This window comes from Chryseobacterium sp. CFS2 (assembly GCF_036543225.1).
In the GTDB taxonomy this organism is placed as follows: domain Bacteria; phylum Bacteroidota; class Bacteroidia; order Flavobacteriales; family Weeksellaceae; genus Chryseobacterium; species Chryseobacterium culicis_A.
In genome coordinates this window covers 220,277-246,578 of the sequence record NZ_JAZHQU010000007.1, presented here as the reverse complement: position 1 = coordinate 246,578, position 26,302 = coordinate 220,277, and the positions used below count along the sequence as shown (strand labels likewise).

Annotated in this window: 22 protein-coding genes, 8 tRNA genes and 1 other RNA gene; 29 read left to right on the top strand and 2 right to left on the bottom strand. The window is 34.6% G+C overall.

Annotated elements, in window-relative coordinates:
• Window positions 1–865: 865 nt before the first annotated feature.
• The 9 genes from ODR02_RS17505 (at window position 866) to ODR02_RS17465 (ending at window position 9,935) form a co-directional block, all read left to right on the top strand.
• Entirely contained in the window at window positions 866–1,099 is a 234-nt protein-coding gene (locus ODR02_RS17505; protein ID WP_105681632.1) for a hypothetical protein, read from the top strand.
• A gap of 88 nt (window positions 1,100–1,187) precedes the next feature.
• Window positions 1,188–2,174 carry a grasp-with-spasm system ATP-grasp peptide maturase gene (gene gwsG, locus ODR02_RS17500; RefSeq protein WP_309512916.1) on the top strand — a complete coding sequence of 329 codons (987 nt, stop codon included), beginning with the start codon at window positions 1,188–1,190 and terminating at the stop codon, window positions 2,172–2,174.
• Window positions 2,175–2,181: 7 nt separating this feature from the next.
• On the top strand, window positions 2,182–2,376 hold the full coding sequence (locus tag ODR02_RS17495) for a hypothetical protein (RefSeq protein WP_105681630.1): 195 nt from the start codon (window positions 2,182–2,184) through the stop codon (window positions 2,374–2,376).
• The gene (gwsS, locus tag ODR02_RS17490) at window positions 2,373–3,419 is read left to right on the top strand and encodes a grasp-with-spasm system SPASM domain peptide maturase (RefSeq protein WP_209786935.1); all 1,047 of its coding nucleotides are present in this window, start codon (window positions 2,373–2,375) and stop codon (window positions 3,417–3,419) included. The genes ODR02_RS17495 and gwsS overlap by 4 nt, the downstream gene beginning before the upstream one ends.
• The gene (locus ODR02_RS17485) at window positions 3,419–4,603 is read left to right on the top strand and encodes a tetratricopeptide repeat-containing glycosyltransferase (RefSeq protein ID WP_209786936.1); all 1,185 of its coding nucleotides are present in this window, start codon (window positions 3,419–3,421) and stop codon (window positions 4,601–4,603) included. The genes gwsS and ODR02_RS17485 overlap by 1 nt, the downstream gene beginning before the upstream one ends.
• 216 nt (window positions 4,604–4,819) lie before the next feature.
• Window positions 4,820–5,653, top strand: coding sequence for a GLPGLI family protein (locus ODR02_RS17480; RefSeq protein ID WP_280895007.1), 834 nt, complete (start codon window positions 4,820–4,822; stop codon window positions 5,651–5,653).
• A gap of 285 nt (window positions 5,654–5,938) precedes the next feature.
• Entirely contained in the window at window positions 5,939–7,168 is a 1,230-nt protein-coding gene (locus ODR02_RS17475) for a hypothetical protein (protein ID WP_209786938.1), read from the top strand.
• A 9-nt stretch (window positions 7,169–7,177) separates the two neighbouring features.
• A complete protein-coding gene (locus ODR02_RS17470; protein WP_209786939.1) occupies window positions 7,178–9,385 on the top strand; it encodes a peptidase domain-containing ABC transporter in 2,208 nt (735 codons plus the stop codon).
• Window positions 9,375–9,935, top strand: coding sequence for an HlyD family efflux transporter periplasmic adaptor subunit (locus ODR02_RS17465; protein ID WP_209786940.1), 561 nt, complete (start codon window positions 9,375–9,377; stop codon window positions 9,933–9,935). The genes ODR02_RS17470 and ODR02_RS17465 overlap by 11 nt, the downstream gene beginning before the upstream one ends.
• A 164-nt stretch (window positions 9,936–10,099) precedes the next feature.
• Here the strand turns inward: ODR02_RS17465 and ssrA are convergent.
• Window positions 10,100–10,501: a transfer-messenger RNA gene (gene ssrA, locus ODR02_RS17460) on the bottom strand.
• A gap of 269 nt (window positions 10,502–10,770) precedes the next feature.
• Between ssrA and rpsU the strand changes: the two genes are divergently transcribed.
• From rpsU to ODR02_RS17385, 15 genes are all read left to right on the top strand, one after another.
• On the top strand, window positions 10,771–10,968 hold the full coding sequence (gene rpsU / locus ODR02_RS17455; RefSeq protein WP_045501128.1) for a 30S ribosomal protein S21: 198 nt from the start codon (window positions 10,771–10,773) through the stop codon (window positions 10,966–10,968).
• A gap of 78 nt (window positions 10,969–11,046) precedes the next feature.
• Window positions 11,047–11,934 (top strand): tyrosine-type recombinase/integrase, encoded by an 888-nt coding sequence (locus ODR02_RS17450; RefSeq protein ID WP_309512931.1) that lies wholly within the window; start codon window positions 11,047–11,049, stop codon window positions 11,932–11,934.
• Entirely contained in the window at window positions 11,931–12,221 is a 291-nt protein-coding gene (locus ODR02_RS17445) for an HPF/RaiA family ribosome-associated protein (protein WP_209786941.1), read from the top strand. Before ODR02_RS17450 ends, ODR02_RS17445 begins: the two co-directional genes overlap by 4 nt.
• A 110-nt stretch (window positions 12,222–12,331) precedes the next feature.
• Window positions 12,332–12,405 (top strand) — tRNA-Thr (locus ODR02_RS17440).
• A 19-nt stretch (window positions 12,406–12,424) separates the two neighbouring features.
• Window positions 12,425–12,505 (top strand) — tRNA-Tyr (locus ODR02_RS17435).
• An 88-nt stretch (window positions 12,506–12,593) separates the two neighbouring features.
• Window positions 12,594–12,666 (top strand) — tRNA-Gly (locus ODR02_RS17430).
• 89 nt (window positions 12,667–12,755) lie between these two features.
• Window positions 12,756–12,829: transfer RNA gene (locus tag ODR02_RS17425), tRNA-Thr, on the top strand.
• Between the two features lie 20 nt (window positions 12,830–12,849).
• A tRNA-Tyr gene (locus tag ODR02_RS17420) sits at window positions 12,850–12,930 on the top strand.
• A gap of 86 nt (window positions 12,931–13,016) precedes the next feature.
• A tRNA-Gly gene (locus ODR02_RS17415) sits at window positions 13,017–13,089 on the top strand.
• Window positions 13,090–13,131: 42 nt separating this feature from the next.
• Window positions 13,132–13,203: transfer RNA gene (locus tag ODR02_RS17410), tRNA-Thr, on the top strand.
• Window positions 13,204–13,453: 250 nt separating this feature from the next.
• A complete protein-coding gene (locus tag ODR02_RS17405; RefSeq protein WP_105681621.1) occupies window positions 13,454–14,134 on the top strand; it encodes a response regulator transcription factor in 681 nt (226 codons plus the stop codon).
• Window positions 14,135–15,499, top strand: a complete 1,365-nt coding sequence (locus tag ODR02_RS17400) for a sensor histidine kinase (RefSeq protein WP_309512915.1) — start codon at window positions 14,135–14,137, stop codon at window positions 15,497–15,499.
• Window positions 15,500–15,717: 218 nt separating this feature from the next.
• On the top strand, window positions 15,718–16,959 hold the full coding sequence (locus tag ODR02_RS17395; RefSeq protein WP_309512914.1) for a TolC family protein: 1,242 nt from the start codon (window positions 15,718–15,720) through the stop codon (window positions 16,957–16,959).
• Between the two features lie 4 nt (window positions 16,960–16,963).
• On the top strand, window positions 16,964–18,049 hold the full coding sequence (locus ODR02_RS17390; RefSeq protein WP_209786943.1) for an efflux RND transporter periplasmic adaptor subunit: 1,086 nt from the start codon (window positions 16,964–16,966) through the stop codon (window positions 18,047–18,049).
• A gap of 69 nt (window positions 18,050–18,118) precedes the next feature.
• The gene (locus tag ODR02_RS17385; RefSeq protein WP_309512913.1) at window positions 18,119–21,217 is read left to right on the top strand and encodes an efflux RND transporter permease subunit; all 3,099 of its coding nucleotides are present in this window, start codon (window positions 18,119–18,121) and stop codon (window positions 21,215–21,217) included.
• 83 nt (window positions 21,218–21,300) lie between these two features.
• Here the strand turns inward: ODR02_RS17385 and ODR02_RS17380 are convergent, their stop codons facing one another.
• Entirely contained in the window at window positions 21,301–22,800 is a 1,500-nt protein-coding gene (locus tag ODR02_RS17380; RefSeq protein ID WP_309512912.1) for a DUF4394 domain-containing protein, read from the bottom strand.
• A 325-nt stretch (window positions 22,801–23,125) separates the two neighbouring features.
• On the opposite strand from ODR02_RS17380, the gene tuf reads away from it, so the two are divergent.
• From tuf to ODR02_RS17355, 5 genes are all read left to right on the top strand, one after another.
• Complete coding sequence (gene tuf, locus ODR02_RS17375; RefSeq protein WP_105681615.1) at window positions 23,126–24,337, top strand: elongation factor Tu; 1,212 nt, start codon at window positions 23,126–23,128, stop codon at window positions 24,335–24,337.
• Between the two features lie 57 nt (window positions 24,338–24,394).
• Window positions 24,395–24,465 (top strand) — tRNA-Trp (locus tag ODR02_RS17370).
• A 12-nt stretch (window positions 24,466–24,477) separates the two neighbouring features.
• Complete coding sequence (gene secE, locus ODR02_RS17365; RefSeq protein WP_002976410.1) at window positions 24,478–24,684, top strand: preprotein translocase subunit SecE; 207 nt, start codon at window positions 24,478–24,480, stop codon at window positions 24,682–24,684.
• A gap of 19 nt (window positions 24,685–24,703) precedes the next feature.
• Window positions 24,704–25,246 (top strand): transcription termination/antitermination protein NusG, encoded by a 543-nt coding sequence (gene nusG, locus ODR02_RS17360; protein ID WP_105681614.1) that lies wholly within the window; start codon window positions 24,704–24,706, stop codon window positions 25,244–25,246.
• Window positions 25,247–25,671: 425 nt separating this feature from the next.
• A complete protein-coding gene (locus ODR02_RS17355; protein WP_209786946.1) occupies window positions 25,672–26,292 on the top strand; it encodes a hypothetical protein in 621 nt (206 codons plus the stop codon).
• Window positions 26,293–26,302: the final 10 nt, after the last annotated feature.

Here is a 26,302-nt window from a genome sequence, read left to right as displayed (position 1 = left end):
TACCCTAAACTCATTGAGTCCAATATATTCGTTGCTATTGTTAAAATGACAATGCTAAAAGAGGATTAATAAAATGTGCTTTTTAGTTTTGATAAGATGGTAGTATTAGTTTGTTGATAAAATACTATTCTCTTTATCAGGAATAAGTAGTGTAAACATATTAATTTGTTGATTAGATGTTCTAATTTAGATTTGAGGATAGATGATTTCTGATCAATAAGTTTGAAATATTGAGATTGTTACTAGAAAGGACAATTTACTATAGAATTAATAATGCTGAAAATTTTGTTTAGTAACACATTTGATAAGTGTTTTTCATCTTTTGCAGATAAACTTGTTTTCAAACCAAAATCGATATTTATTATAATAGCTATTCTGCCAGGGTTCGGATTTCAAAAGAATGAGTCCGTTTTTATTTTACCTAAGTCTTTACTTTAATCTTGTGGGCTTCTGCCTTTAATGTTCATGTGTAATGTTCCGTAGTTGCCATTTTACTTTTGTTTTTATACCTTATTTTATAAATTATTTCTATGAGCATTGATATAATTATTTTATGTTTCTGTAATTTTTTTTATTAAAAATAATTTTCAGTTAAGCATACTATTCCCGATACCTTCATTGATCCATCATGGGATTAAATTTTAATTCACATAAATGAGAGTATGTTTATTATATATTCATATTATTGTGTTTTTTATTAAAAAAAAACTCACAAAGCGTTGATAAGTTTGATTTTTTTTTAATACTTTTAAAAAAGTTTTGCTTTAGACAAATTTTTAACCATGATTGAGTGCACGCAGTTTAAATTAGAAATGGGAGTTAAAGGAAACTAAACAAACATTACAAAATATTAATTTTTTACACTATGAAATTAGAAAGTTTAAAAAGCGAGAAATTTGGTAAATATTCAAAAAACACTTTGGAAATCACTGAATTAATTAAAGGAGGTCTAGCTGGTAATACAAGCACATCAAGTTCTGTGACAAACGAAAGTACTTTTGATACTGATAGCGCATGTCCAGATTGTGAAAAAGATCCAAATGGAGGAACAAGTGTTGGCTTAGAACCAGGCTTTGGTCTTGGTAGATCAGCAAAATAATTTTTAAATTATCCAGCCTTAAATATTTAACTTATTTAATACAGTTAGTATTTAAGGCTTTTTATTTCTAATAGTAAAAAAATTCAAGTTGAAAAAAACTATTTTAATTTTAAGTCAGAAATCTGATATCTCTACCAATAGAGTAATTGATTATCTGATCGCTTCCCAAAAAGATTTTTACAGGGTAAATGTAGATTCTGACAGGCTTGTTGATGTGCGCTTAGATTTTGAAGAAGGAGAGGTTACAAAATTCATACTTTATTTTGAAAACAAAGCACCTCTGGATTTAAATGATGTTTATTCATGCTGGTATAGAAGAGGAGGCATTCCCATGTTTCCTTTACCGGAAATGAAAGATATATACGAGCTATTTAAAAGTGAAAAGATATCGCTTAAATCAAGAGAACATCTGTACGCAGAGTCCCGTGAATTACATGAATATATCCATTGGTATCTGGAGACTCATATTGAGAAGACTATTGGAAGCCAGTCAAGTGCCCATATCAATAAACTGAAACAGCTTACCGTTGCTAATAGCTGCGGGCTGCCCATACCTGAAACTAAGATTTTAACAAATTTTAAAAATACTTCCAAAGCTACACTTATCACAAAAAGTATCCAAGACATTCTTCATGCTCAGGATGACATAAACAGATATATGTATTTTACTGAAGATGTTCCTGCGGATGATATCAATGATTCTATTCAATTTTATCCTAGTTTATTCCAGCATAAGATTGAAAAAGAATATGAAATTAGAATTTTTTATCTCCACGGAACTTGTTATAGCATGGCTATTTTTAGTCAGGCAGATGCTAAGACTCAAACTGATTTCCGAAAATATAATTTCGATAGACCTAACCGGAATGTTCCCTACAAATTACCTGTTGATGTAGAAGAAAAAATAGTTTCATTCATGCATAAGATTAATTTGAATTGTGGTTCACTGGATTTAATATATACAAAGGGACAGTATTATTTTTTAGAAGTTAATCCTGTGGGGCAGTTTGGAGCGGTTTCCCAAGCGTGTTCATACAATCTTGAATCAAAAATAGCAGAATATCTATCTAACTAATTTGAAAATGACAAAACTACCATACATATATAAATATTTAACTAAAATTAAATTAAATATTGATAAGAAAAGACAGGAGGCATTTCCCGTGGATGCTTATGACAGCACATATTGTGTGCCTGAAGGAGGTGCCAACAAACCGATCAGTAAAATTATTGATTTAAAAAAATTAAATGAAGACATAAACCAGAAAACTAAATGATGGATTATACAATTTTAAAGGATAAATTTTTACAACTGTATTCAGTATGTCTTATGACAAAAGGGGTGAAAAGATCCGTGATAGTAGACACTCAAAGAGAAGAATGGTATCATATCCCAAATTCTTTACACACAATTCTTCTCAACTATAATAATCAAAAATTAGAAAAGCTGTTCGGAGATTTCAAAGGGGAAGAAGAGGTTTTAATGGAGTACTTGGATTTTTTATATGAAAATGATCTGATATTTTATTCTGAGTCAGCTGATTGTTTTCCGCCGTTGGGTGATTATATTGAAAGTCCTTCAATCATTGAAAGTGCTATTATTGATTTTGATAGTACATCACAAAATTTACAGCATCTTGAGGAAATCTTTTCTGATCTGGAATTGCTGGGATGTAAAAATTGTCAATTCAGATTTTTTCATTCTCCTTCAAAAGCAGAAATAATTAAAATTGTAACCCTTCTTGGCAACTCAAGGATTACTTCTTTAGATTTTATAATCAAGTATGATGAATCATATAATGTTGATTTTTTAATAGAATTAACCAAGCAAAACTTAAGAATTAAAAGTGTTTTTGTTCACTCTACACCCTTTAGCAGGATAGAAATTATTAACGCTGAATATTTTTCTTACATGGGGAATGTGGTTTTTATTATGCAGGAAATTAAAGATGAGACTCATTGCGGGAAAATCTCTCCGGAATATTTTACCACAAACTTTAGAATGTTTAATGAATCATTAAAATACAATTCGTGCCTGTATAAGAAAATTGGTGTTGATACGAATGGAAATATTAAAAACTGTCCAACATTAGCCTCTTCTTTTGGTAATATAAAGCAAGACAGATTAACTGAAATTGTAATTAAAGAATCATTTACTGACATTTGGAATATTAATAAAAATCAACTGAGTGTTTGTAAAGATTGTGAATATAGAAACGTATGCAGCGATTGTAGAGGCTTTTTAGATGAAAGCCAGATTCATAATGCAAAGCCGGTTTTATGTGGTTATGATCCTTACAATAATGTCTGGCAGGAATAATGAAAAGAGTTGTACTTAATTTTATTTTTAAAGATGAAGAGCATGTTATCGAACGGATGTTAAACAGCAACTTACACTTTGCTGATTTGATAGTGTGTGTCGATACAGGGTCCACAGATAATACCGTAGATGTCATTAAGAAATGGGCAGAAATCAATAAAAAACAATTATTTATATTTTATAGAACTTTTGATTATTTTGATAATAGCCGGAATTTTGCTTTAAATAAATTAAAAGAGGTTGTTCGTACACTGGGCTGGGATGAAAAAAAAACTTATGGATATTGGCTGGATTGTGATGAAGTTGTAACGGATAAAGGCTTTGATAAGAATACGCTGACAGAAGATTCGTATCTGTGTAAAGTACATCTGAATGGGGATATATTTTCAAGATTAACCTTTTTCAGGTTAGATTTACCCTTCTTTTGGTATGGACCTGTACACGAATATTTAAAATGTGAACCGAAGTTTACGTGTGCCGTGATTGAAAACTTTGAAATCAATGTTTATAACGATGGTAACTCGTGGCAAAATAATTTAACAGAAAAATACTTAAATCACGCAAATATTTTAGAAAAGCATCTGCAAAAAAATGATATAACAGATGCTGCCAGATGGCTTTTTTATCTGGCGCAAAGCTACTATTTTTCAGCTTTGTTTACATTTAATAATGACGACCGTATCTACAAATTAAACAAGGCATTAAAAGTATATAGAGAAAGGGTTGCAATGACAGCCGATGGGTACAGTGAAGAAATATTTTATTCTCAATATATCATAGGACGCATTTCATACTTATTAGAGAAGGATTGGGATGTTGTTCTAAACGAATATACAAAAGCAGATGATATTGATCCGATAAGAGCTGAGACTACTTACAAAATCATTTGTCATTATTATGACAACGATAATTATACTTCGGCTTATGAATATTCGAAAAAGTCTTTAAAGCTGTATCATGGTAAAAATCCATTTCCTCAAAGGTTATTATTTGTTGAACTCGAATTATATAATTGGAAATTGTTATACAAGCATTTGAAAATTTGTGTAAAAATAAACCACATAGATGAAGCAAAGATTACTGTTGAAGAGCTCAATAATCTTGTAGATGAAAGTCCGGAATGGTTTAATTCGGAAGACCTTAACGATATCAGAGAAGTTAATCAATTTCTCACGTATTTTTAGTGCTGCCGATGTTACGTCAAACCCCATAAAAGAGTGCTGGCATCTATTTTAAAAATCAATTTATTCCAGTTTGTATTATATTTAGATTATAAATGAAATTCCACAGATTTATTATACGGTAGCGAGATATAAGGTTTTGATTTGTATTATGATACATAAAATGTGAAAACGATTTCTCCTACTTTAAAATTATTTCTTAAAAACCACCAAATCATTATGTTAAACCGAATATTTTTTCTTCTCCTGATGAGCTGTTTTTTTACTTCAGCACAAACTCATCGTTTTATTTATGAATTACAATTCAAAATAGACTCAACCTCCACTGATTATATTAAAACCAATATGGTATTGGATATTAACCCTAAGGACGTCAAATTCTATGAATATAAATTTCTTAGAATGGATTCCATTAATAAGGCTAATCAGAACTACCGCTTTCGAACCTGGGGTTTTCAAAATATTATTACGAGGGAACGAAATTCCTTCAAAAACAAAAATTTCGAAAATCTGGATGACTTGTTTGTGTATCAAACAGATAATTCAATGAAGTGGAATTTAAGCAATGAAACCAAAATGGCGGATAAATATCTTCTGCAAAAAGCCACGACATTTTTTGGAGGAAGACAGTGGACGGCATGGTTTTGTAAAGAGATTCCTTACAATGAAGGACCTTATAAATTTAGAGGGTTGCCAGGATTAATATTTCAAATTTATGATTCAAAAAGTCAGTTCAAGTATAACATGCTGCAGTCGAAGTCATTGGATGTGACCTATGATACAACAGGTTTCATAGAAGGCTATGCAGGTACTAAACCTTTAGAAGTAAGTGAGGAAATGGTTCAGAAAAAAAAATTAGAAAGATTTAATGAGCCTTTCAAGGATTTTATGTTACAGTTTGATAAGCAGCCGGATGCCCAGTATTTTTACAGAGGTACACAAATTACAAGTAAAGACCAGTTGAAAACATTTGAGAAGCAAGCGCAAGAAACAATGATGAAAGAAAATAATCCTATTGAAGTTAACAAAGTCATTCATTACTCTAAAAAATAATTTAGACATAAAGAATTTATGTCCTGTCTAAAGGGAATTGTGTTACGGGCTATTTACTTTATTTCAGTAAAATTCCAGACAATGCAATAAAGATTTATTGGGCAGTAAAGCCATTCTTCAATGTGAAATTAATTTTTCAAAATATAATAGACAAATTGGACCCAATAAGTCATGCTGATCAAGCAATCCGCGTTTCATTTTCATGATTTATTGTTAGCCAAATTATTAATTTGTAATAAATACTAAATGAAATTTTTTTTTAAATGTTTTTTAATTATTACGGCTATGATGTCTAATCTTTTGTCTTCGCAAAATGGATCTGTGTTAAGTGATACTTTAGTAAATACAAAGAATGCTAAAATAATTGTTGATCTGCCTGTTGCTAAAAATTCTTCGGCAAAGAATAAAAAATATCCGGTGTTTTTCATTTTAGATTCTCAGGAAAAGAACATTGTTGATATAGTGAAATCAAATATATCTTATTTGCAGAACTTTGGTAAAGAAATACCTGAAGTCATATTCGTAAGGGTGGAGGTATATGATCGGTCTAAGTTGTATTTTGGTGAAGGGGTAAACGAGCTGGCAGAGATGCTCCAAAAAACGATTATTCATCTTAACAAATATAATGCATTGAATTATAATGTAATTCTAGGTCATTCTAATTCCGCATCATTTGTTTTAGACCTTGCAAACGATATCAATTTGAGTAAGTTGTTTCAGGTGTATATTGCGTATTCTCCATCTAAAACTGTTGATAAATTAAATATCCCATCACAAGATGTAAACTTATATTTATCACATGGTGGTATCGGACAATATGAAAATTCGTTTAAAGAGGAAACTGTTGCCTATAAAGGGAAGATTGATAGCATAAATAGCCCTAAGTTTAAGTTGAAATATGATTATTTTCCAACGGCAAATCATAATACAATAATTCCTATGTCTATTTATAATTCAATAAATTACGCTTTTGATCCGTGGATTATAAGCAGTTTGGAAACTGAGTTTATGGTAAATAATAAGTACGATATTTTAAAAAATTTAAAAACAAAGTATCATGTATTAGAGCATATCACTAATGTAAGCCACGAAATATCTCCCAATGAATATGTGTATATAGCCAATCTGTATTATGGTATCGAAGATTTTAGTAGAGCTATATCGGTGACTGATGAGGCTCTGGCTGGTACCTCGCCAAAAGATTCTGATTATTATAAGATTTATTTTAATAGAGCTTTATATTATTTTGAAATTGAAGATATCTCAAAAGCCAAAGAAAATATAACTCTGGCAAAAAAATATATAACTAAAGAAACTGATGAGTATAACTATACATATCCAATGATAGTATATTATGACAAATTTTTAGATATTTATATTACTACTGCAAACAATGCTGATAGAGAAAAAAAAATAATTAAACTTCTTGAGTTGATTAAGAATGAAAAGAAAATTAGTAATAACAATCTTCTGGTAAATTTTATTAAAAAACATTTGCTGGAAATGAAAAAGTAGATTAGAAAAATGTTTAAAACTACCTTTCCCTTCTACAGGCAGCCTGATGCAAAAGACTGTGGCCCTACTTGTTTGCGGATAATAGCCAAATACTTCGGCAAAACACTCTCCATAGAACAGATACGTCTTCTTTCAGAGACGACCCGGGAAGGAAGCAGCCTCAAGGGCATAAGTACAGCTGCAGAACAGATTGGTTTTAAAACTATGGCAGTGAAAATCAGCTGCGATATGTTGGTTGATGATCCTCCATTACCATGCATTCTCCATTGGGATAAAAATCATTTTGTTGTTTTATACAAAATAGAAGAAAAAAATAAAAAATATTATTTCCATATCTCGGACCCGGGATTTGGCATTCTTAAATATGAACAAGCAGAATTTCTCAAGCGTTGGATTGATGAAGACGCCACTGAAAAAACTGAGGAAGGGGTTGTCTTATTTTTAGAAACCACGCCTGATTTTTTAAAAAAACATCTCGATAAACAAGAAAATAAAGCCAGTCTTAAGTTTCTGTCTCAATACCTGTTTGAATACAAACTGCTGGTAGGGCAATTAGTTATAGGGCTTTTAGCAGGGAGTTTGCTCTCACTTATTTTTCCGTTTCTTACCCAAAGCATTGTAGATGTGGGGATACAAAACCGCGATTTAAACTTTATTTATATCGTTTTGCTTGCGCAGATTATGCTTTTTTTAGGGAAAACGGGAATAGAAATTACCCGCAGTTGGATTCTTCTCCATCTTTCTACACGAATCAATATTTCTATAATTTCCGAATTCTTCATTAAGCTGATGAAGCTGCCTATCAGTTTCTTTGATACAAGGATGACAGGAGATATTATGCAGAGGATTAATGATCACCACAGAATAGAACAGCTTCTCACGACTTCTTCATTAAATACATTGTTCTCATTAGTCAATCTGATAATTTTCAGTATTGTTTTACTGTATTACGATTACAGACTTTTTATCGTGTATCTGATAGGTGCCGTCTTATATGTTACCTGGATCACTTTTTTCCTTAATAAAAGAGAAAAGCTAGACTATAAAAGATTTTCCCAGATTTCTCATGAACAAAGTAAAGTAATTGAACTCATTAATGGCATGCAGGAAATAAAAATGCACAATGCCGAAAAGAAAAAGCGTTGGGATTGGGAAGGTTTGCAGGCCAAATTATTCGATATAAGAATTGAGTCTCTTTCATTGGAACAATGGCAATCTGTTGGTGGGAATTTCATCAATCAAATGAAAGATATTTTAGTAAGTTTTTTATCTGCAAAATTAGTTTTGGATGGCAGTCTTACTTTGGGTATGATGCTGTCAGTACAGTATATTGTAGGACAGTTAAATAGTCCGTTATTGCAGCTAATCGATTTTATTAAGCAAAGTCAGGATGCTAAAATTTCTTTAGAGAGATTAGGGGAAATACATGAAAAAGAAGATGAGGAAATTGCCGACGAGAAATATGTTACAGAAATTCCGAAAAAGGACATTGAAATTAAAGACATATCTTTTAGGTATGTTGGCACGAAACAATATGTTTTCAAAAATTTAAATCTGGTTATCCCTTATCAAAAAACAACTGCAATCGTTGGGGCTAGTGGGAGCGGGAAAACTACTCTTTTGAAACTGATTATGAAATTTTATGAACCAGAAACAGGAGAAATAAAAATTGATAATACCGATTTGAAAAACATTTCGCCCAGATTTTGGCGGGAGCATTGTGGAGTTGTTATGCAAGATGGATATGTTTTTAACGATTCAATTGAAGAAAATATTGCTGTAGGAGAAGAAAATATAGATCAGAAAAAATTGTTGAAAGCAGTAGAGATTGCTAATATTAAAGACTTTATTGATGAACTACCTCTCGGCTATAATACTCGCATAGGCAATGAAGGAATAGGAATAAGCGGAGGGCAAAAGCAAAGACTCTTTATTGCAAGAGCTATTTATAAATCTCCCGAATATATTTTCTTTGATGAAGCTACTTCAGCACTGGATGCCAATAATGAAAGAATAATAATGAGAAATCTGGAACAGTTTTTCAAGGGTAGGACAGCAATCGTTATTGCACATCGGCTTTCTACAGTGAAAAATGCTGACAAAATTATTGTTTTGGATAAAGGATGTGTGGTAGAAGAAGGGAATCATGCTGAATTAGTTGCTAAGAGAGGCGAATATTATAGACTTGTAAAAAACCAATTAGAACTTGGAAGCTAAAAAAAATATATCAGACAAGCTTAAACTTCATTCAGAAAGTGTACAAAAGATACTTTCTACATCGCCTCATTGGATGATTCGATGGGGAAATACTATAGTTTTTATTGTTTTACTCCTTATTATATTGATGAGTTATTTTATCAAATATCCCGAATATATCCGGGCGCCTATTATTGTTACCTCACAAAATCGTCCTGAAAAAATAATGGAAGGAGACACTGCAGTACCTACTTTACCAAAAGAAGAGAGGTTTGTAGGGAAGATGGATATCCCAATAGAAGATTCTCTTAAGGTTACATCGGGTCAAAAAGTTTTGATAAAATTTGACAATTATCCCCAGCAGGAATATGGAGTAGTAGAGGGAAAGGTGCAAAAGATAACTGAGGCTTCTGGTAAAACTGGAAAGTATTATGTAAATGTTATGCTACCTAAAGGCTTAACAATTTCTAATGACAAAAACTTTCACTTTGATCAGGAACTGAAAGGAGATGCTGAAATTATAACAAAAGATGTCAGGTTAATTGAAAGATTCTTTCATAAAATCAGATAGTAAGTCAGTGCTTATCCTCATTATATTGTCAAAAGATCAATCTATTTCAGACTATTTTGAGGAGTAGGGAAGTAGAAGATTGGCGCCGTTAAAAACTTTTTATACAGTAAGTGAAAACAAAAAAACCTTAAATTATTTATGTTGAATAATTTAAGGTTTTGTTTTTGTGGAGTTGGAGGGATTCGAACCCTCGTCCAAACAAGCAATACATAAGCTTTCTACATGCTTATTCTACCATTGGTTTTCGATTGAAAGCAGAGGATAGACACTCAACTTCCAACTTATCTTCTAAATTTTTCGAGCTTTAGCCAAAGCTTCTAAAGCCTTATTTCCGCATTCCTATATCCCAGAATCAAACGCCGCAGAACAGAGCATTTGTGGAATATCTTGCTTCCCTACTGAAATCTTCGGGAAAACGCTTGATCTACTATACTTCGATATTAAGCTGCAAGAGCGAACTCTTCGTTGCCAGTTAAAATTTTGTAGCAAGGGATTATAGAGATCGCGCTACGGTTCTCTGCATGCTTACTTACCCATTGGTCTTGCTGTCGAAACCAGTCAACCCCATGAATAAAGTGAATGCAAAGATAATGCTTTTTGTTTATATTTCATTAATATGAACGATTTTAATGAAAATTAGGGGTTATGATGACCAATTTGAAGCCATTAAGATTTAAATATTGAATCATTGTGGATAAAAAAATATTATGTGTTAATGGCTTTTAATACTAGGTTTTTAAGATGACTTTAGATAATGGAGTGATTGTTTATGGTAATATATTTTGTGTTGTAAGAAAAATTGCCTAGTTTTGCAATCCAAAATGAGATGTAAAATATGTTAATAATTCCAGTAAAAGATGGTGAATCCATCGACAGAGCTTTAAAAAAATACAAGAGAAAATTTGATAAAACAGGAACTGTTCGTCAATTAAGATCTAGACAAGCTTTTATCAAGCCTTCTGTAACTTTGAGACAATCTAAGCTAAAAGCTGCTTACAAACAAAGAGCGCTTAGCAAAGAAGAGCAGGCTTAAGATTTTTTCTTAACCATATATTAATTCACTTCTTAAATTCTTATATTTGAGGAGTGAATTTTTATTTTTATACCTATGATGCTGGAAAAGTTTTTAGAATACTTACAATTCGAAAAAAGATATTCTCCTCATACTATTACAAGCTACAAAAAAGACCTTGAAGACTTTTCCCATTTCTTTCTCCGAACAGAATCTTCCGACAATTTAGCCAAAGCAGACAAGAAAATTATCAGAAATTTTATTGTTGAACTAAGCGAAAATAATATTTCCAAAAGAAGTATCAATCGAAAACTATCTTCTCTCCGCAGTTTTTATCTTTTTCTTTTAAAAATAGGAGAAATTAAAGTTTCCCCAACAGAAGGAATCTCTTCTCTGAAGTTTTATGCTGAAAAACAGATTCCTATATCTAAAGAGGAAATGACAGACCTTAATAAAAGAATCTTCCAACAGGTGCATGATCTGCTTGAAGAATGCATTATGGAGGTTCTTTATCAGACCGGAATGCGTAAAGCCGAACTTTGTGGCCTGATATTTGAGTATGTTGACTTATATGAAAATGAATTAAAAGTAATAGGAAAGGGGAATAAAGAAAGAGTAATCCCTATTTCCAACGAATTGTCTGAACTCCTTAAAAGTTATCTGGAAATAAGAAATCCACAGACAGAATTTAAATCATATTTTTTCGTCAATAAGAAAGGGAAAAAACTCAACGAAAAATTTGTTTATGTGGTAGTTAATAAGTACCTTAGTCTTGTAACAACGAAAGAAAAAAGAAGTCCTCATATCCTTCGGCATAGCTTTGCTACACACGTTTTGGATAATGGGGCGGAGATCTCCAAAGTGAAAAAAATATTAGGGCATTCCAGTCTTGCCAGTACTCAAGTCTATACGAATGCTAATATTGAACAATTGAAAAAAGTGTTTAATCAGGCTCACCCTCGAGCATCAAAAAAAGAAGAATTATGAAGATTTCAGTTCAATCAATTGGTTTAACACCACACGAACCACTAGAGTCACACATCGACAAAAAAGTAAGCAAATTGGATACCTTTTATGACAAAATTCAAGATTGTAAGGTATTTTTAAAAGTAGAAAATAACGCTGATAAAGCGAATAAAACAGCTGAGATTATTTTGGCGGTTCCAGGAGATGATATCGTAGTAAAGAAGACATCTGCGAGTTTTGAAGAAAGTTTGGACCTTTGTGTTGATACAGCTAAAAAGCTATTAATCAAGAAAAAAGAAATGGCATAGGAAAAAAAGTTAAAAAAAGTTTATAAAATATTTGAGAATTCAAAAAATCCGTTCTATATTTGCACTCGCAAAAAAGGAACAGCGATCTTTTGAATTCTTTTTTTATATTTGCCTCCATAGCTCAGTTGGCCAGAGCACGTGATTTGTAATCTCGGGGTCGTGGGTTCGAATCCCTCTGGAGGCTCATAAAATATAAACTTTTTGGGGAGATTCCAGAGTGGCTAAATGGGACTGACTGTAACTCAGTTGCTTCGGCTTCGTAGGTTCGAATCCTGCTCTCCCCACTTTATATTTTTATAAAAAAAACTTGCAAGATTAAATAAGTTTTCTTAGTTTTGCACAGCGTTTACCAATGGTTTTGGAAACAAAATTGCGGAAGTAGCTCAGTTGGTAGAGCGTCAGCCTTCCAAGCTGAATGTCGCGGGTTCGACCCCCGTCTTCCGCTCAATAAAATCACACAATAAAAGTGATTTTTTTTAACACTGAAACGTGTAGAGTAGAGTTTCTCAATCACTTTCAGTCTTTTATTAAAATGCCTCCATAGCTCAGTTGGCCAGAGCACGTGATTTGTAATCTCGGGGTCGTGGGTTCGAATCCCTCTGGAGGCTCATTTTAATATAAAATATCTGGGGAGATTCCAGAGTGGCTAAATGGGACTGACTGTAACTCAGTTGCTTCGGCTTCGTAGGTTCGAATCCTGCTCTCCCCACATTTTATATTAATAAAATACTTGCAAGATTAAATAAGTTTTCTTAGTTTTGCACAGCGTTTACCAATAATTTTGGAAACAAAATTGCGGAAGTAGCTCAGTTGGTAGAGCGTCAGCCTTCCAAGCTGAATGTCGCGGGTTCGACCCCCGTCTTCCGCTCAACAAAAAATCATGCTACTCAGTGTGATTTTTTTAGTTGATGCCGACTTAGCTCAGCGGTAGAGTGCTTCCTTGGTAAGGAAGAGGTCACGGGTTCAAGTCCCGTAGTTGGCTCTCGATTTTCCCGAATTTCTTCGGGATTTTTTTTTACCCAATTTTTACACTCAAAAGAAATTCATTTGTTGATCTGGGTATTTTACCGTTAAGCATCTGTTTAGATAACTTCCCAAATAATGTGACTCTAATCTTTCATAAGGTTTTTTTGATCTGTAAGGAATATGTATTGGGGGTCATAAAACTTTTACTTCACCTTTAGAATCACAATCGTAAAATTTTCGTTAAATTCGTGTAAAATAAATTTTTGATGAATATTCTTTTATTGGAAGATGATCTCATTCTGTCTGCAGAACTTTGCAGATTTTTAGAATCAAATAATTTTAACTGTGATAAGATCTATGACGGAGAGACTTTTCTCCGCCAGATAAAAAACAATACTTACGATTTGTATCTGCTGGATATTAATGTTCCTAAAATAAATGGACTTGATGTATGCCAGACGATCCGTTCTTTTGATAAAAATACCCCAATCATTATCATTTCGGCCTACGGAGATATCTCTGATAAAAAAGATGCCTTCACCAGGCTGGCAGATGATTATCTTGTAAAGCCTTTCCAGTTTGAAGAACTTCTTTTAAGAATCAATTCACTGCTGAGACGAAAAGCTCCTTCTGATAATTCAGATCAGGATATTCTCAGAATTGATGATCTTATCATCAATAAAACAGAACAGAAAGTGTATCGTGGAGGAAATGAAATCACCCTTACCCTAAAAGAATTTCAGCTGCTGGTTTATCTTGCGGAAGCGCAGGGAAGAACCGTTTCCAAGCAGCAGATCACAGAACATGTCTGGGAACATAATTTTAATACCAATACCAACACGGTAGAAGTTTATATCAATTTCCTGAGGAAAAAGATTGATAAGGATTTTAAAATAAAACTCATCCATACCCGTTCAGGTTTCGGATACTACCTAAGCCCATTATAAATGTCTTTAAAAAGAAAGATAGCTTTAACGATCAGTATCGCCTTTTCATTGCTTTTTGGAATGGTGATGGCGGTCATTTATTTATCTTTTAATGATTTCAGAAGGGATGAGTTTAAAGAACGATTCAGGCAGAGGCTTGAGTTTACGTCTCATTTCATCTCAAAATCTAAAGACTTTGAAGAGGAAGCTCCCGTTTTTTTCAATGAAAACTCTGATAATATTCTTTTGAATGAAAAGATTTTAATTTTCAACGAAAAAAAAGAATTGATCTACAGTACCATCAAAGACCGGAATGTCATCTGGGACAGTGCAATGCTTAAAGAGCTGGATAAGAAAAAGATTATCTATACAGAAAAGACCGTTCCGGAAATCTATGCAGCGCTCAGAAACATTAATGGAGAAAACTATTATATTCTTACGAGTGCCTTTGATACCAACGGGAAATCCAAGTTGGGATATCTTAAATATCTTTTGATCACGGCTTATGTGATGAGTACTATGCTTATTGGTTTTTTCAGTTATTATTTTGTAGAAAAGTTTCTACGTCCGCTGGAAGACCTGAATAAAGAAATTTCTGAAGTTACGGCTCACAAACTAACCACACAGATTCCTGTGCAACAATCCAATGATGAAGTAAGTGTTCTTGCAAAATCTTTTAATACGATGATCGGAAGGCTGGATGATGTATTTCAGTCACAAAAAGATTTTACGGCAAGTGCTTCCCATGAGATCAGAACACCCATAACGAGAATGGCGTTTCAGCTGGAGAACCTGATTAAATTTGAGGAACATTCCCCGGAAACCCTTTCTTCTCTAAAACAGATTCAGCGGGATGTATACCAGCTGTCGGATCTTACGAACTCACTTTTACTGCTTACGAAATTTGATAAAGAAAATATTCAGAGTATTTATGAGGAAGTAAGGATTGATGAAGTTATTTTCGAAGCCTTTGAAGCGGTAGAGAAAAGTTATCCACAACTTAAGCTGGACTTCCTGATTAATGAAGATAATTCTGAGAATGCTTTTCTGATGATCAAAGGAATTCAATCACTATTGGTGATTGTCTTTATTAATCTCTTTAAAAATGCGGCTGTATATTCGGACAATACTGAAGTAAACGTATTAATAACTGAAACGAATGACAATCTTTTTGTAGAAGTCATTTCCCATGGAAATACAATTCCCGAAGAAGAACAAGCTAAATTGTTCGAAGCTTTTACAAGAGGAAATAATGCTCAGAATATAGCAGGATCCGGGTTAGGTCTTAGAATTGTCAAAAGAATCCTGGAATACCACGATGCAGATATTAAGTACTCTTCACCTGAGGATTGCATGAATAAGTTTACATTATTTTTTAAAAAATAAAATTAAAGGCAACTGGTTACGAAAACGGTTGCTTTTTTGTTAAACTCTGGATTGAGTTTTTTACTATAAAATTCAATGATTGGAGAAAAATATATTATTTTCATCTCTCGATTTTTACCATAAACGTCCTGTTTAAGCCTATTTTAATATTTTTTTAAGCGTCATTTAAGTTTCTTTTAATCGCATCAAAGCAATTTTGTATTTTAAAAAGAAAAATAATGAACAGAATTGCAGTGCTGTGCCTCGCCATTTCCTCATTCATGGCAGCACAACAGCAGATGTCTCTTTTGGAATGCGAAGAAGCCTTTCAGAAGAACAACCTCCAGCTGCTCGCCGAACAATACAACATCAATATGGCTGATGCGGATATTCTGCAGGCTAAAATCTGGGAATTACCTCAATTAAGCGGACAGTTTAATGCTTACAACCCTCAGGATAAAAAGTTTTTTGATGTAGGACATTCCAAAGGAGCAGGCATTACTCAATTGATTTATATGGGTGGCAAAAAGAAAAACGAAATTGCTTTTGCCAAATCCAATAAAGAACTTGCCCAGCTTCAGTTTTCACAATTGCTGGTGGATTTAAGATCTCAGCTCCGTTCTGCCTATTTCAACCTTTACTATGAAAAACTGAAACTGGAGAATACCAACAGGCAGCTGGGGTATATGAATGATCTTTTAAATGCCTATCGCGTACAATCAGCAAAAGGAAATGTTTCCCTTAAAGATGCTGTAAGACTACAGAGTATTGTGATCCAGCTGAATCATGATAAACTGGAAATCAATAAAAATATCCTTGATTTTGAACAGAATCTAAAAGTTTTGACAGGAACTTCGGAAGAGATAGAGCCTGTGATGTCTGAAACTGAAGCTAAAGATGCGCTGGCAGCCCAGCCTTTTGGTGATGAAGAAGAACTGAAAAGTAAAGCTCTGGAAAATAATGCAGATTACAGATACAATTTAAAACTTATTGATAACAGTAAGCTGTATGCCCAGTGGCAGAAATCAATGAATGTACCGGATGTTACTGTAGGTGCTGCATGGGACCAGGCAGGCGGAACCTTTAATAATGAAGCGAATCTGACATTGGGAATTCCTTTGCCATTATGGAAAGCAAATCAGGGTAATGTGGTAAAAGCAAATTATGCCATTCAGCAGAACCAGAAAAATGCAGATTTTCAGAAACTGACTCTTGAAACGAAGGTTCAGTCTGCTTATAAAACATGGAAAGCTCAGTATGATCAGCTTCTGGATGTGAAAACTACGGATCTTCAGAATATGGAACTTGTCTACAACGGAATGCTGAACAATTTCAGAAAAGGAAATGTCAACCTGATTGAATTCACGGACTTTATGGATAGTTACCGAGAAACTGCCCTTCAGATCTATGATATGAAAAATGAAATCATGCAGTCTGCGGAGCAGCTTAATCAACTCATACAAACGAAAATCTTCTATTAAAATCATGAAAACATATATTATCCCCGCATTGATGGTCGTTTCATTATTGGCCTGTTCAAAAAAAGAGGAAGAGAAAAATATTCACGCTAAAAAAGGATTTGAGCTTAGCAACACAATGTTGAGTTCTATTTCCCTGGCAAAAGTTGAGAGAAAGAATATAGAAGATGAATATAGCTTTTACGGAAAAATCTCTGCCGACAAAAATAGTTATATAGATGTTTACCCGCTGGTAGGAGGAAATGTGATGAGTGTAAATGTTGAACTGGGAGACTATGTAAGAAAAGGGCAGGTGCTGGCAACGATCAGAAGTACTGAGCTTGCAGAAATTCAAAAGGATGTAAGCGATGCCAAAACAGATCTGGTAGTAGCAAAAAATAATCTTCGCGTTGCCAAAGAGTTGTACGAAGGAAAACTAAATACAGAAAGAGATGTTCTGGAAGCTAAAAGCCAACTTCAAAAAGCCGAAGACCAATTGCAGAGAGCTGCTGCAGTAAGTACGGTTTATAATGTGAAAACCGGAAATATATACAGTGTAGTAGCACCTATTAACGGTTATATTGTTCAGAAAAGTATCAATAAAGACATGCAGCTGAGAAGTGACAGAAGTGATAATATTTTTGATGTTGCCAATACCACCAATGTTTGGGCAATCATGAATGTGAACGAATCTGATATTGATAAGATCAGCCTTGGAATGAAAGCCCAGGTATCCACTCTCTCTTATCCGGATAAAGTTTTTGACGGGAAAATTGATAAAATATTCAAAATTATTGATCCGCAGACCAATGCCATGCAGGCAAGAGTTGTCCTGGATAATGCCAACGGATTGTTAATTCCCGACAGTAAAGCAACTATAAAAGTTTCCAGCCTTGAAAGCAGTACTACCTTGGCGATCCCTTCCAAAGCTGTGATTTTTGATGATAATAAAAGCTTTGTTGTGATTTTTAAATCCAGAACAGATGTGAAAATCCGGGAGATAAAAGTATTAAAACAGGTAGGTGACGTTACCTATATTGCAGACGGTCTGAAAGAAGGGGAAGAAGTGATAACTAACAACCAGCTGCTGATATACCGTTCGCTGAACAGCTAGTCTTATTAAACCATTAAGAATATCTATGTTTTTCTTTAACGGCTTTTTTAGGTCATCAATTTATCTATCATGAATAAATTCATTAAAAATATAATTGCTTTTTCATTAAAAAATAAAGCATTTACCTTTATCTGGGTAGCGATTTTAGCCATCTCCGGTTTTATAAGTTTCAAAAATATGCCTATTGAAGCTTTTCCGGATGTAACCAATACCCAGATTGTCATCATTACCCAATGGAATGGGCGTAGTGCAGAAGAAGTAGAACGTTTTGTCACTACACCCATCGAATTGGCGATGAGCCCGGTTCAGAAGAAAACAAGTGTGAGAAGTACCACCATGTTTGGGCTTTCCATTGTTAAGATTCTGTTTGACGACGGGGTGGATGATACTTTTGCCAGAAATCAGGTTAATAACCAATTAAGAACCATTAGCCTTCCTGATGAGGTAGACCCTGAAGTACAGCCACCCTACGGGCCTACCGGAGAGATTTTCAGATATACGCTGGAAAGTAAAACAAAAGATTCCCGGGCATTGCTTACCCTGCAAAACTGGGTGATAGACCGTTCTTTAAGAGGAGTTCCCGGCGTTGCTGATATCAATGTTTTTGGAGGACAGGATAAAGTTTTTGAACTGAGTATCGATCCCAGAGCCTTGGATAAATATAATCTTACTCCGCTTCAGGTATATGATGCAGTCACCAAAAGCAATCTGAATGTAGGAGGTGATGTCATTGAAAAAAATGGGCAGGCCTATGTAGTAAGAGGAATAGGATTAGTGAAATCAGTGGCTGATATTGGAAATATTACCATTCAGAATGACAGTGGAAACCCTGTTTTGGTGAAAAATGTAGCAGAAGTTCATGAAAGCTCCATGCCCAGGGTAGGACAGGCTGCCCTGAATCATCATGATGATACCGTGGAAGGAATCGTTGTCATGAGAAAAGGAGAGAATCCAAGAGAAGTTTTGGTGGGAGTAAAGGCAAAAATTAAAGAGCTTAACGAAAAAATACTTCCAAAAGATGTCAAAATGGTTACTTTCTACGACCGTGATAATCTGATGGACTTTACTACTCATACCGTAATGCACAACCTTATTGAAGGAATTGTATTGGTAACCGTAATTGTACTCATCTTTATGGCAGACTGGAGGACAACTTTGATTGTTTCCATCATCATTCCTCTATCTTTACTGTTTGCATTTTTATGTTTAAAACTGGCTGGAATGAGTGCCAACCTGCTTTCGCTGGGAGCCGTAGACTTTGGGATTATCATTGACGGAGCCGTCGTCATGGTAGAAGGACTCTTCGTAATGCTGGATCATAAAGCGAAACGGTACGGAACGGAGAAGTTTAATAAACTTGCAAAAGGAGGCTGGATCAAACAAACCGGTACCGGATTAGGAAAAGCAATATTCTTTTCAAAATTAATTATCATTACGTCCCTGATTCCTATTTTCTCATTCCAGAAAGTGGAAGGGAAAATGTTCTCTCCTTTGGCTTTTACGTTGGGATTTGCATTAATAGGAGCCTTGATATTTACGCTGACACTGGTTCCTGTTCTTTCCCATATTCTTTTGAATAAAAATGTAAGAGAAAAAAATAACCCATTTGTTAATTTCTGGGACAGAATTGTTTTGAAAGGCTTTAATTTAACATTTAGGCATAAAAAAACGAGTATGATCGTAGCGATTTCTTTTCTGGCTTTGACTTTATTCTCCGGTAAATTTTTAGGAACAGAATTCCTGCCACAGTTGAATGAAGGTTCATTATGGATCACCGCAGAAATGCCAATGAGTTCCTCGTTAAAAGAATCTTTGAAAACAGCAGATCTTTTAAAAAAAGATATTATGAGCTTTTCCGAAGTAACGGATGTTCTCGCACAGACAGGAAGAAGTAATGACGGAACAGATCCTAATGGATTTGGATTCGTACAGTTTGCTGTGAATCTTAAACCAAGAGAAGAATGGAAACGTAAGATTACTTATGACGAATTAATCAACGAAATAGACAAAAAACTCAGAAGTTATCAGGGAATTACATTTAACTATTCCCAGCCGATTTCGGATAACGTAGCAGAAGCCGTAGCAGGTTTTAAAGCAGAAAATGGAATTAAAATTTATGGTGATAATCTGGAAACCCTGGACAAGTTAGCCAATGAGGTTTTATTGAAGATTAAAGATGTAAACGGAGTAAAAGATCCCGGAATTATTAAAAATATAGGGCAGCCGGAAGTAAGTGTAGTACTTGACAGAGATAAAATGGCAGCTTACGGAGTAATGCCGGCAGATGCACAGGCAGTACTGGAAATGGCTTTTGGTGGAAAAACGGCTTCAGAAATGTTTGATGGAGAAAGGAAGTTTCCGATACGTCTTCGTTATTCTCAGGAATACAGAACCAATGAAAATGATATTGCAGCTCTGATGGTGCCTACACAGGATGGAGCAAAAATTCCTTTAAAAGAAATAAGTACCATCGTTAAAGATAACGGAGCCGCATTTATTTACAGAGACAATATCAAACGATATATTGGAGTTAAATTTTCAATTCGTGACAGAGATTTGGGAAGTACTATTGCGGATGCCCAGAAAAAGGTAGAAACGATTGAACTTCCGGACGGCTATTCTGTAGGATGGACAGGTCAGTTTGAAAATCAGCAGCGCGCCTCCCACCGATTAGCGCAGGTAGTACCAGTGAGTATTCTGATGATTTTCTTCCTTTTGTTTATTCTGTTTGGAAATATGAAAGATTCTCTTCTGGTATTAGCGAATGTTCCTTTTGCTTTAATAGGAGGAATTATTGCATTGCATGTTACCGGAATCAACTTTGGAATCTCTGCTGGGGTAGGGATGATTGCCCTTTTGGGAATTTGTATTCAGAACGGGGTGATTCTTATTACAGAATTCCATCAGAATGTCAAAGATGGGATGGATATAGACACCGCGATACTAAATGGAGTGAAATCCAGAACCAGACCTGTTATTATGACAGCACTCATGGCTTCCATCGGGCTTATGCCGGCGGCATTGTCTACAGGGATCGGATCAGAATCCCAGAAACCTCTGGCAATTGTCATTATCGGAGGACTGATTACTGCAACAGTGCTTACCCTGCTTATTTTCCCAATTATCTTCTGGATCTTCAACAGAACAAAAAAGCTCGGTAATATTTAAATTATCTTTCATTTATATTAGTCAGCAGCGCGGAAAACTTTGTTTTCCGCGCTGCTCCATTATTGAAATAAAATAGGATGAGTTTAAAATCCTAGCCCTACTGTAAAAGCTTTTACAGAATTAGGGTAATCAGAGACTGATGTAGCAGCTCCTGTTGTTGTATTAATGGTATAAATTTTTGTAGAGGAACCTACAGATGCCATTAAATATGCTTTTTGGCTCATACTTCCAATATCAAAACCATTAGTATTTGTAATATTAATTCCTAAAGAACCTGTTTCTACTAAAGTTCCATTGTTAGGAGGGTTTTGCTGATATAATTTATCCGTATTATGATCAATCACAAATAAGGTTGTTGAGGTAGCTCCGGCAAAGTTGTTGGTATAGGCAGCTGCGCTTATCATGGGAGTTCCCGGATTCAGTGTAAGATCTGCAGCAGCAATTGTTCCATCATTAGGATTGAGACGGAGATTTTGTCCTGTATTGCTTACTACTCTTATCCTGTCAACTGTTGGATTGAAGTCAAATCCGAAATCCGTGCCGGAAAGTAAGGTAGAAAATGGAGATGCTCCCACAGCAGTAGCGGCACCTGTGCCCAAATTGATAGTGTAGATTCTGCTTGAGCTTCCCAATGCATACAATTGTCCATTTACAGGACGGAAATCTATTCCTAAAATATTTTCACCGCTTTGTAACCCTGCTATTGTTTTGGAAACAGGCATCGGGCTGTTGGGATTGAAAATCTGAAGATTATTTGAATTGTCAATAGCATAGGCTACCGGTTCTGTAGGAATCGCCAGATCAATAATTGCCTGTTGAAGAGAACCTATTGAAGTTGCTTTTCCATTATTCAGATCCAGAATATGTAGTTTATCATTGAAAGCTAACAATGCAGTATTGTTATCAAATTTAATATCAAAAGAAGCTTGTCCGGTAAAAGTAGTTCCCAAGCTCCCTACCTCTATTAAACTACCATTATTGGGAGGATCTTGTTTATATAATTTTCCTAATGCCGGATCAATGTCATATAAAATAGTTGTAGTAGCACCTGCTTTACTGTTGGTATAAGCTAATCCTGTTATAGAGGGATTCCCTGTTCCATTAATATTAGAATCAGTAGCTGCAACAGCACCTGTTTCCGGATGCAGACGTAGATTTTGACCAGTATTGCTCACCAAACGGATTCTATCAACGGTAGGATTGAAATCAATAGAAACAATTGTTCCGGAAATCAAAGGAGCAAACGCTGTTGTGCTTACAGCTCTTGCTGAAGCATTGGTGGTATTGATTATATATAATTTACTGGCATTTGATACTGCATACAATTCTCCTGTGGCAGGTCTGAAATCTATACTTAACAATTTTTCTCCTGAAGGAACACCTGTTACAGTCGATTTTGAAGTGAAGGTTTTCGGATTGTTGGAATTAAAATAAACAAGTTCATTCATGGCTGTTATTCCATATACCATAAGATCCGGACCCTGAGGTATGTTCTCTGACATAGGGTTTTCATCTGAATTGTCACATGAAAATAGTGTTGCAATTGTAAATAAAGCCAAACACATGTGTAATAGTTTTCTCATAATATTAATTTTAGTTGTTATTATATCTACGAGAAAAAAAGCAAGATGGATTTAAGAATATAATGATTGTCTGAATATTTTTTTATCGCTTATTATATTCATAATTAGCTAGATAGTTTATATTTTTTCATAAAACGTTTCTAATGATTTTTTTCAATCCGGAAAAATGTGTAAATTTGCAGTCTCAATACGTTGAAATATAAGGTTTGTCCTTCACTGGATGAGAATATTGAAAGTTTTTTTAATAAAAAGTTTTTGGTATTTAAAAATTCATTATATTTGCACACCGAAAATTTGAAAAACAATAAATAAATAATTTTAAATCATGGCAAAGGAAACGTTTAATCGTAACAAACCACACTTGAACATTGGTACTATTGGTCACGTTGACCATGGTAAAACTACTCTTACAGCTGCTATTTCTGCTGTATTAGCTAGCAAAGGTCTTGCTGAGAAAAAAGACTTCTCTGCAATTGACTCTGCTCCAGAAGAAAAAGAAAGAGGTATTACTATCAATACTGCTCACATCGAATACGAAACTGAAAAAAGACATTATGCTCACGTTGACTGTCCAGGTCACGCCGACTATGTTAAGAACATGGTAACAGGTGCTGCTCAGATGGATGGAGCTATCGTAGTATGTGCTGCAACTGACGGTCCAATGCCTCAGACTAGAGAACATATCCTACTTTGCCGTCAGGTAAACGTACCTAGAATCGTTGTTTTCATGAACAAAGTTGACATGGTAGACGATCCTGAGTTGTTAGAGCTTGTTGAAATGGAACTTAGAGACTTATTGTCTACTTACGAATTTGACGGAGATAACTCTCCAGTAATTCAAGGTTCTGCTCTAGGTGCTCTTACAGCTGCTACTGCATCTCCTGCTAACACAGAAGATAAGTGGTTCAAAAGCGTAGAAGAATTAATGGATGCTGTTGATACTTGGATCGAGCAACCACCAAGAGATACTGATAAGCCATTCTTGATGCCAATCGAAGACGTATTCTCTATTACAGGTAGAGGTACTGTAGCAACTGGTAGAATCGAGGCTGGTGTTATCAACACTGGTGATCCAGTTGATATCGTAGGTATGGGTGATGAAAAATTAACTTCTACTATTACAGGAGTTGAGATGTTCAGAAAGATCCTAGATAGAGGTGAAGCTGGAGATAACGTAGGTCTATTGTTGAGAGGTATTGAAAAAACTGACATCAAGAGAGGTATGGTTATCGCTAAGAAAGATTCAGTTAAGCCACATAAGAAATTCAAAGCTTCTGTTTATATCCTTTCTAAAGAAGAAGGTGGACGTCACACTCCATTCCACAACAAGTACCGTCCTCAGTTCTACGTAAGAACTACTGACGTTACAGGTGAGATCTTCTTACCAGAAGGTGTAGAAATGGTAATGCCTGGTGATAACTTAGAGATCACTGTAGAATTGTTACAACCAATCGCTCTTAACGTAGGTCTTAGATTTGCGATCAGAGAAGGAGGTAGAACAGTTGGTTCAGGTCAGGTTACTGAAATCATAGACTAATCATCTTAAAAATATAAAAAGCTTCCGTAAGGAATTTCTTTACGGAGCTTTTAATCTACGGGCATCGTCCAATGGTAGGATACCGGTCTCCAAAACCGTTGATCAGGGTTCGAATCCTTGTGCCCGTGCAAATATAAATTATGAGTTCATTTGTCGATTTTTTAAAAGGTTCTTATAACGAATTCAGACATAAAGTTGAATGGCCAAAATGGGCTGACCTACAGTCTTCTACAATTGTAGTGACTATTGCGACAGTTATTCTGGCTTTATTTACCTTTGGAGTTGATGAATTGTTTTCAAAAGCAATCAGCAACATAATAGGAATGCTAATCAACTTGTTCAATTAATAATTAAGTATTTTCCATAATGAGCGAATTGAAATGGTATGTGCTGAAAGCTATCAGCGGACAGGAAAATAAAGTGAAAAACTATATTGAGACAGAAATCAAACGTCTAGGGTTTGAGCAGTACGTTACTCAAGTGGTTATTCCTATGGAAAAGGTGATCCAGATTAGAAACGGTAAAAAAGTTCCTAAAGAGAGACCTTACTATCCTGGCTACTTGATGATTGAAGCTGACCTGATGGGAGAGATTCCTCACGCTATTAAGAATATTCCTGGAGTTATTTCTTTCTTAAGTTTGACAAAAGGTGGTGATCCTGTTCCAATGAGAAAATCAGAGGTTAACAGAATGCTTGGAAGAATGGATGAGCTTTCAGAATTTGCAAGCGATGTTGAGATTCCTTATGTAGTAGGTGAAAACGTTAAAGTGATCGATGGTCCTTTCAACGGATTCAATGGTACAGTTGAGAAGATTCTTGAAGACAAAAAGAAAATTGAAGTTTCTGTATTGATCTTCGGTAGAAAAACTCCAATGGAATTAAGCTACATGCAAGTAGAAAAAGTATAATAATTACTTATAAAATATAAAAAAGACTGCTATTAAGCAGTCTTTTTGCTTTACACCATTTCTGTTAATTTAGAAGGGTATAGATTAACGATTATGAAGAAATATATTTTTGTGTAATTTTTCATAATTATTTTTCTCCTATTCTTTAATTCTCAATTTCTGTTAGTTACGCCTGCAAAGAGCTTTCCTTTAATTTAATAATCACCATATAGGGAATAGATTTGTTTTTGCAGATCGAAGTCCTTTCCTTATGCTTAATTCACTTTCAGATGGCATACTTCTTGCAACAACATGGTAACTAATCCAAAAATTTTATATTTTTTTATTTTATACACTGCTTGCAGTTGTATGGAGCATTTATGCTTTTAATAAAAAAGTAAAACCTGAACTAGTAAAACACAAGTCTTATATAAACACATAACCCAATGACAAAAATTATTTCGATGATCATTCTAGTGAGTGTATCAATGCTCACGAGTGCGCAGGTTGGTATCAATACTGCTACACCGGAAAAGGAACTTACCGTGAACGGTACAATGAAGACATCAGGAATTGTTTTCAAGCAGCCCATGGAGAAACTGAAAGCGGACGAGAATTACACTTTCATTATTAAATCTCCGGCTCCGGAAAACAAAATTACAGCGTACAATGATTCTTTTGTACCTAATTCACCGGCTCCAATTAATCTTATTCAGTTTAAAATTACCTGCGACCCTTCAGACAAGGATTGGGTAAATCAGTTTGACACAAAGATTAATTCCAACAAGTTTTTGGTCGTGATCTCTTCGTTTGGATTTACACAGCCTACAAGAACTTATACAGCAGACTGGGTGACCCCAATGCCTCAGATTTTTGCGTATTCTTCAGGAGGAACATGGAAGCTTAAGGCAGATTACCAGGGATTTGCTCCTGATAACTCTTTTCCAACAGGAGTCTGGACACTAAACTTATTGGTATTTGACAGATCATATGCCAAAGATTTTACTACTACACAAAACCTTAATGCTTCAACTACGGGTGCTGCAGCAGCTCCTTTAATTCAATAAAACATAAACT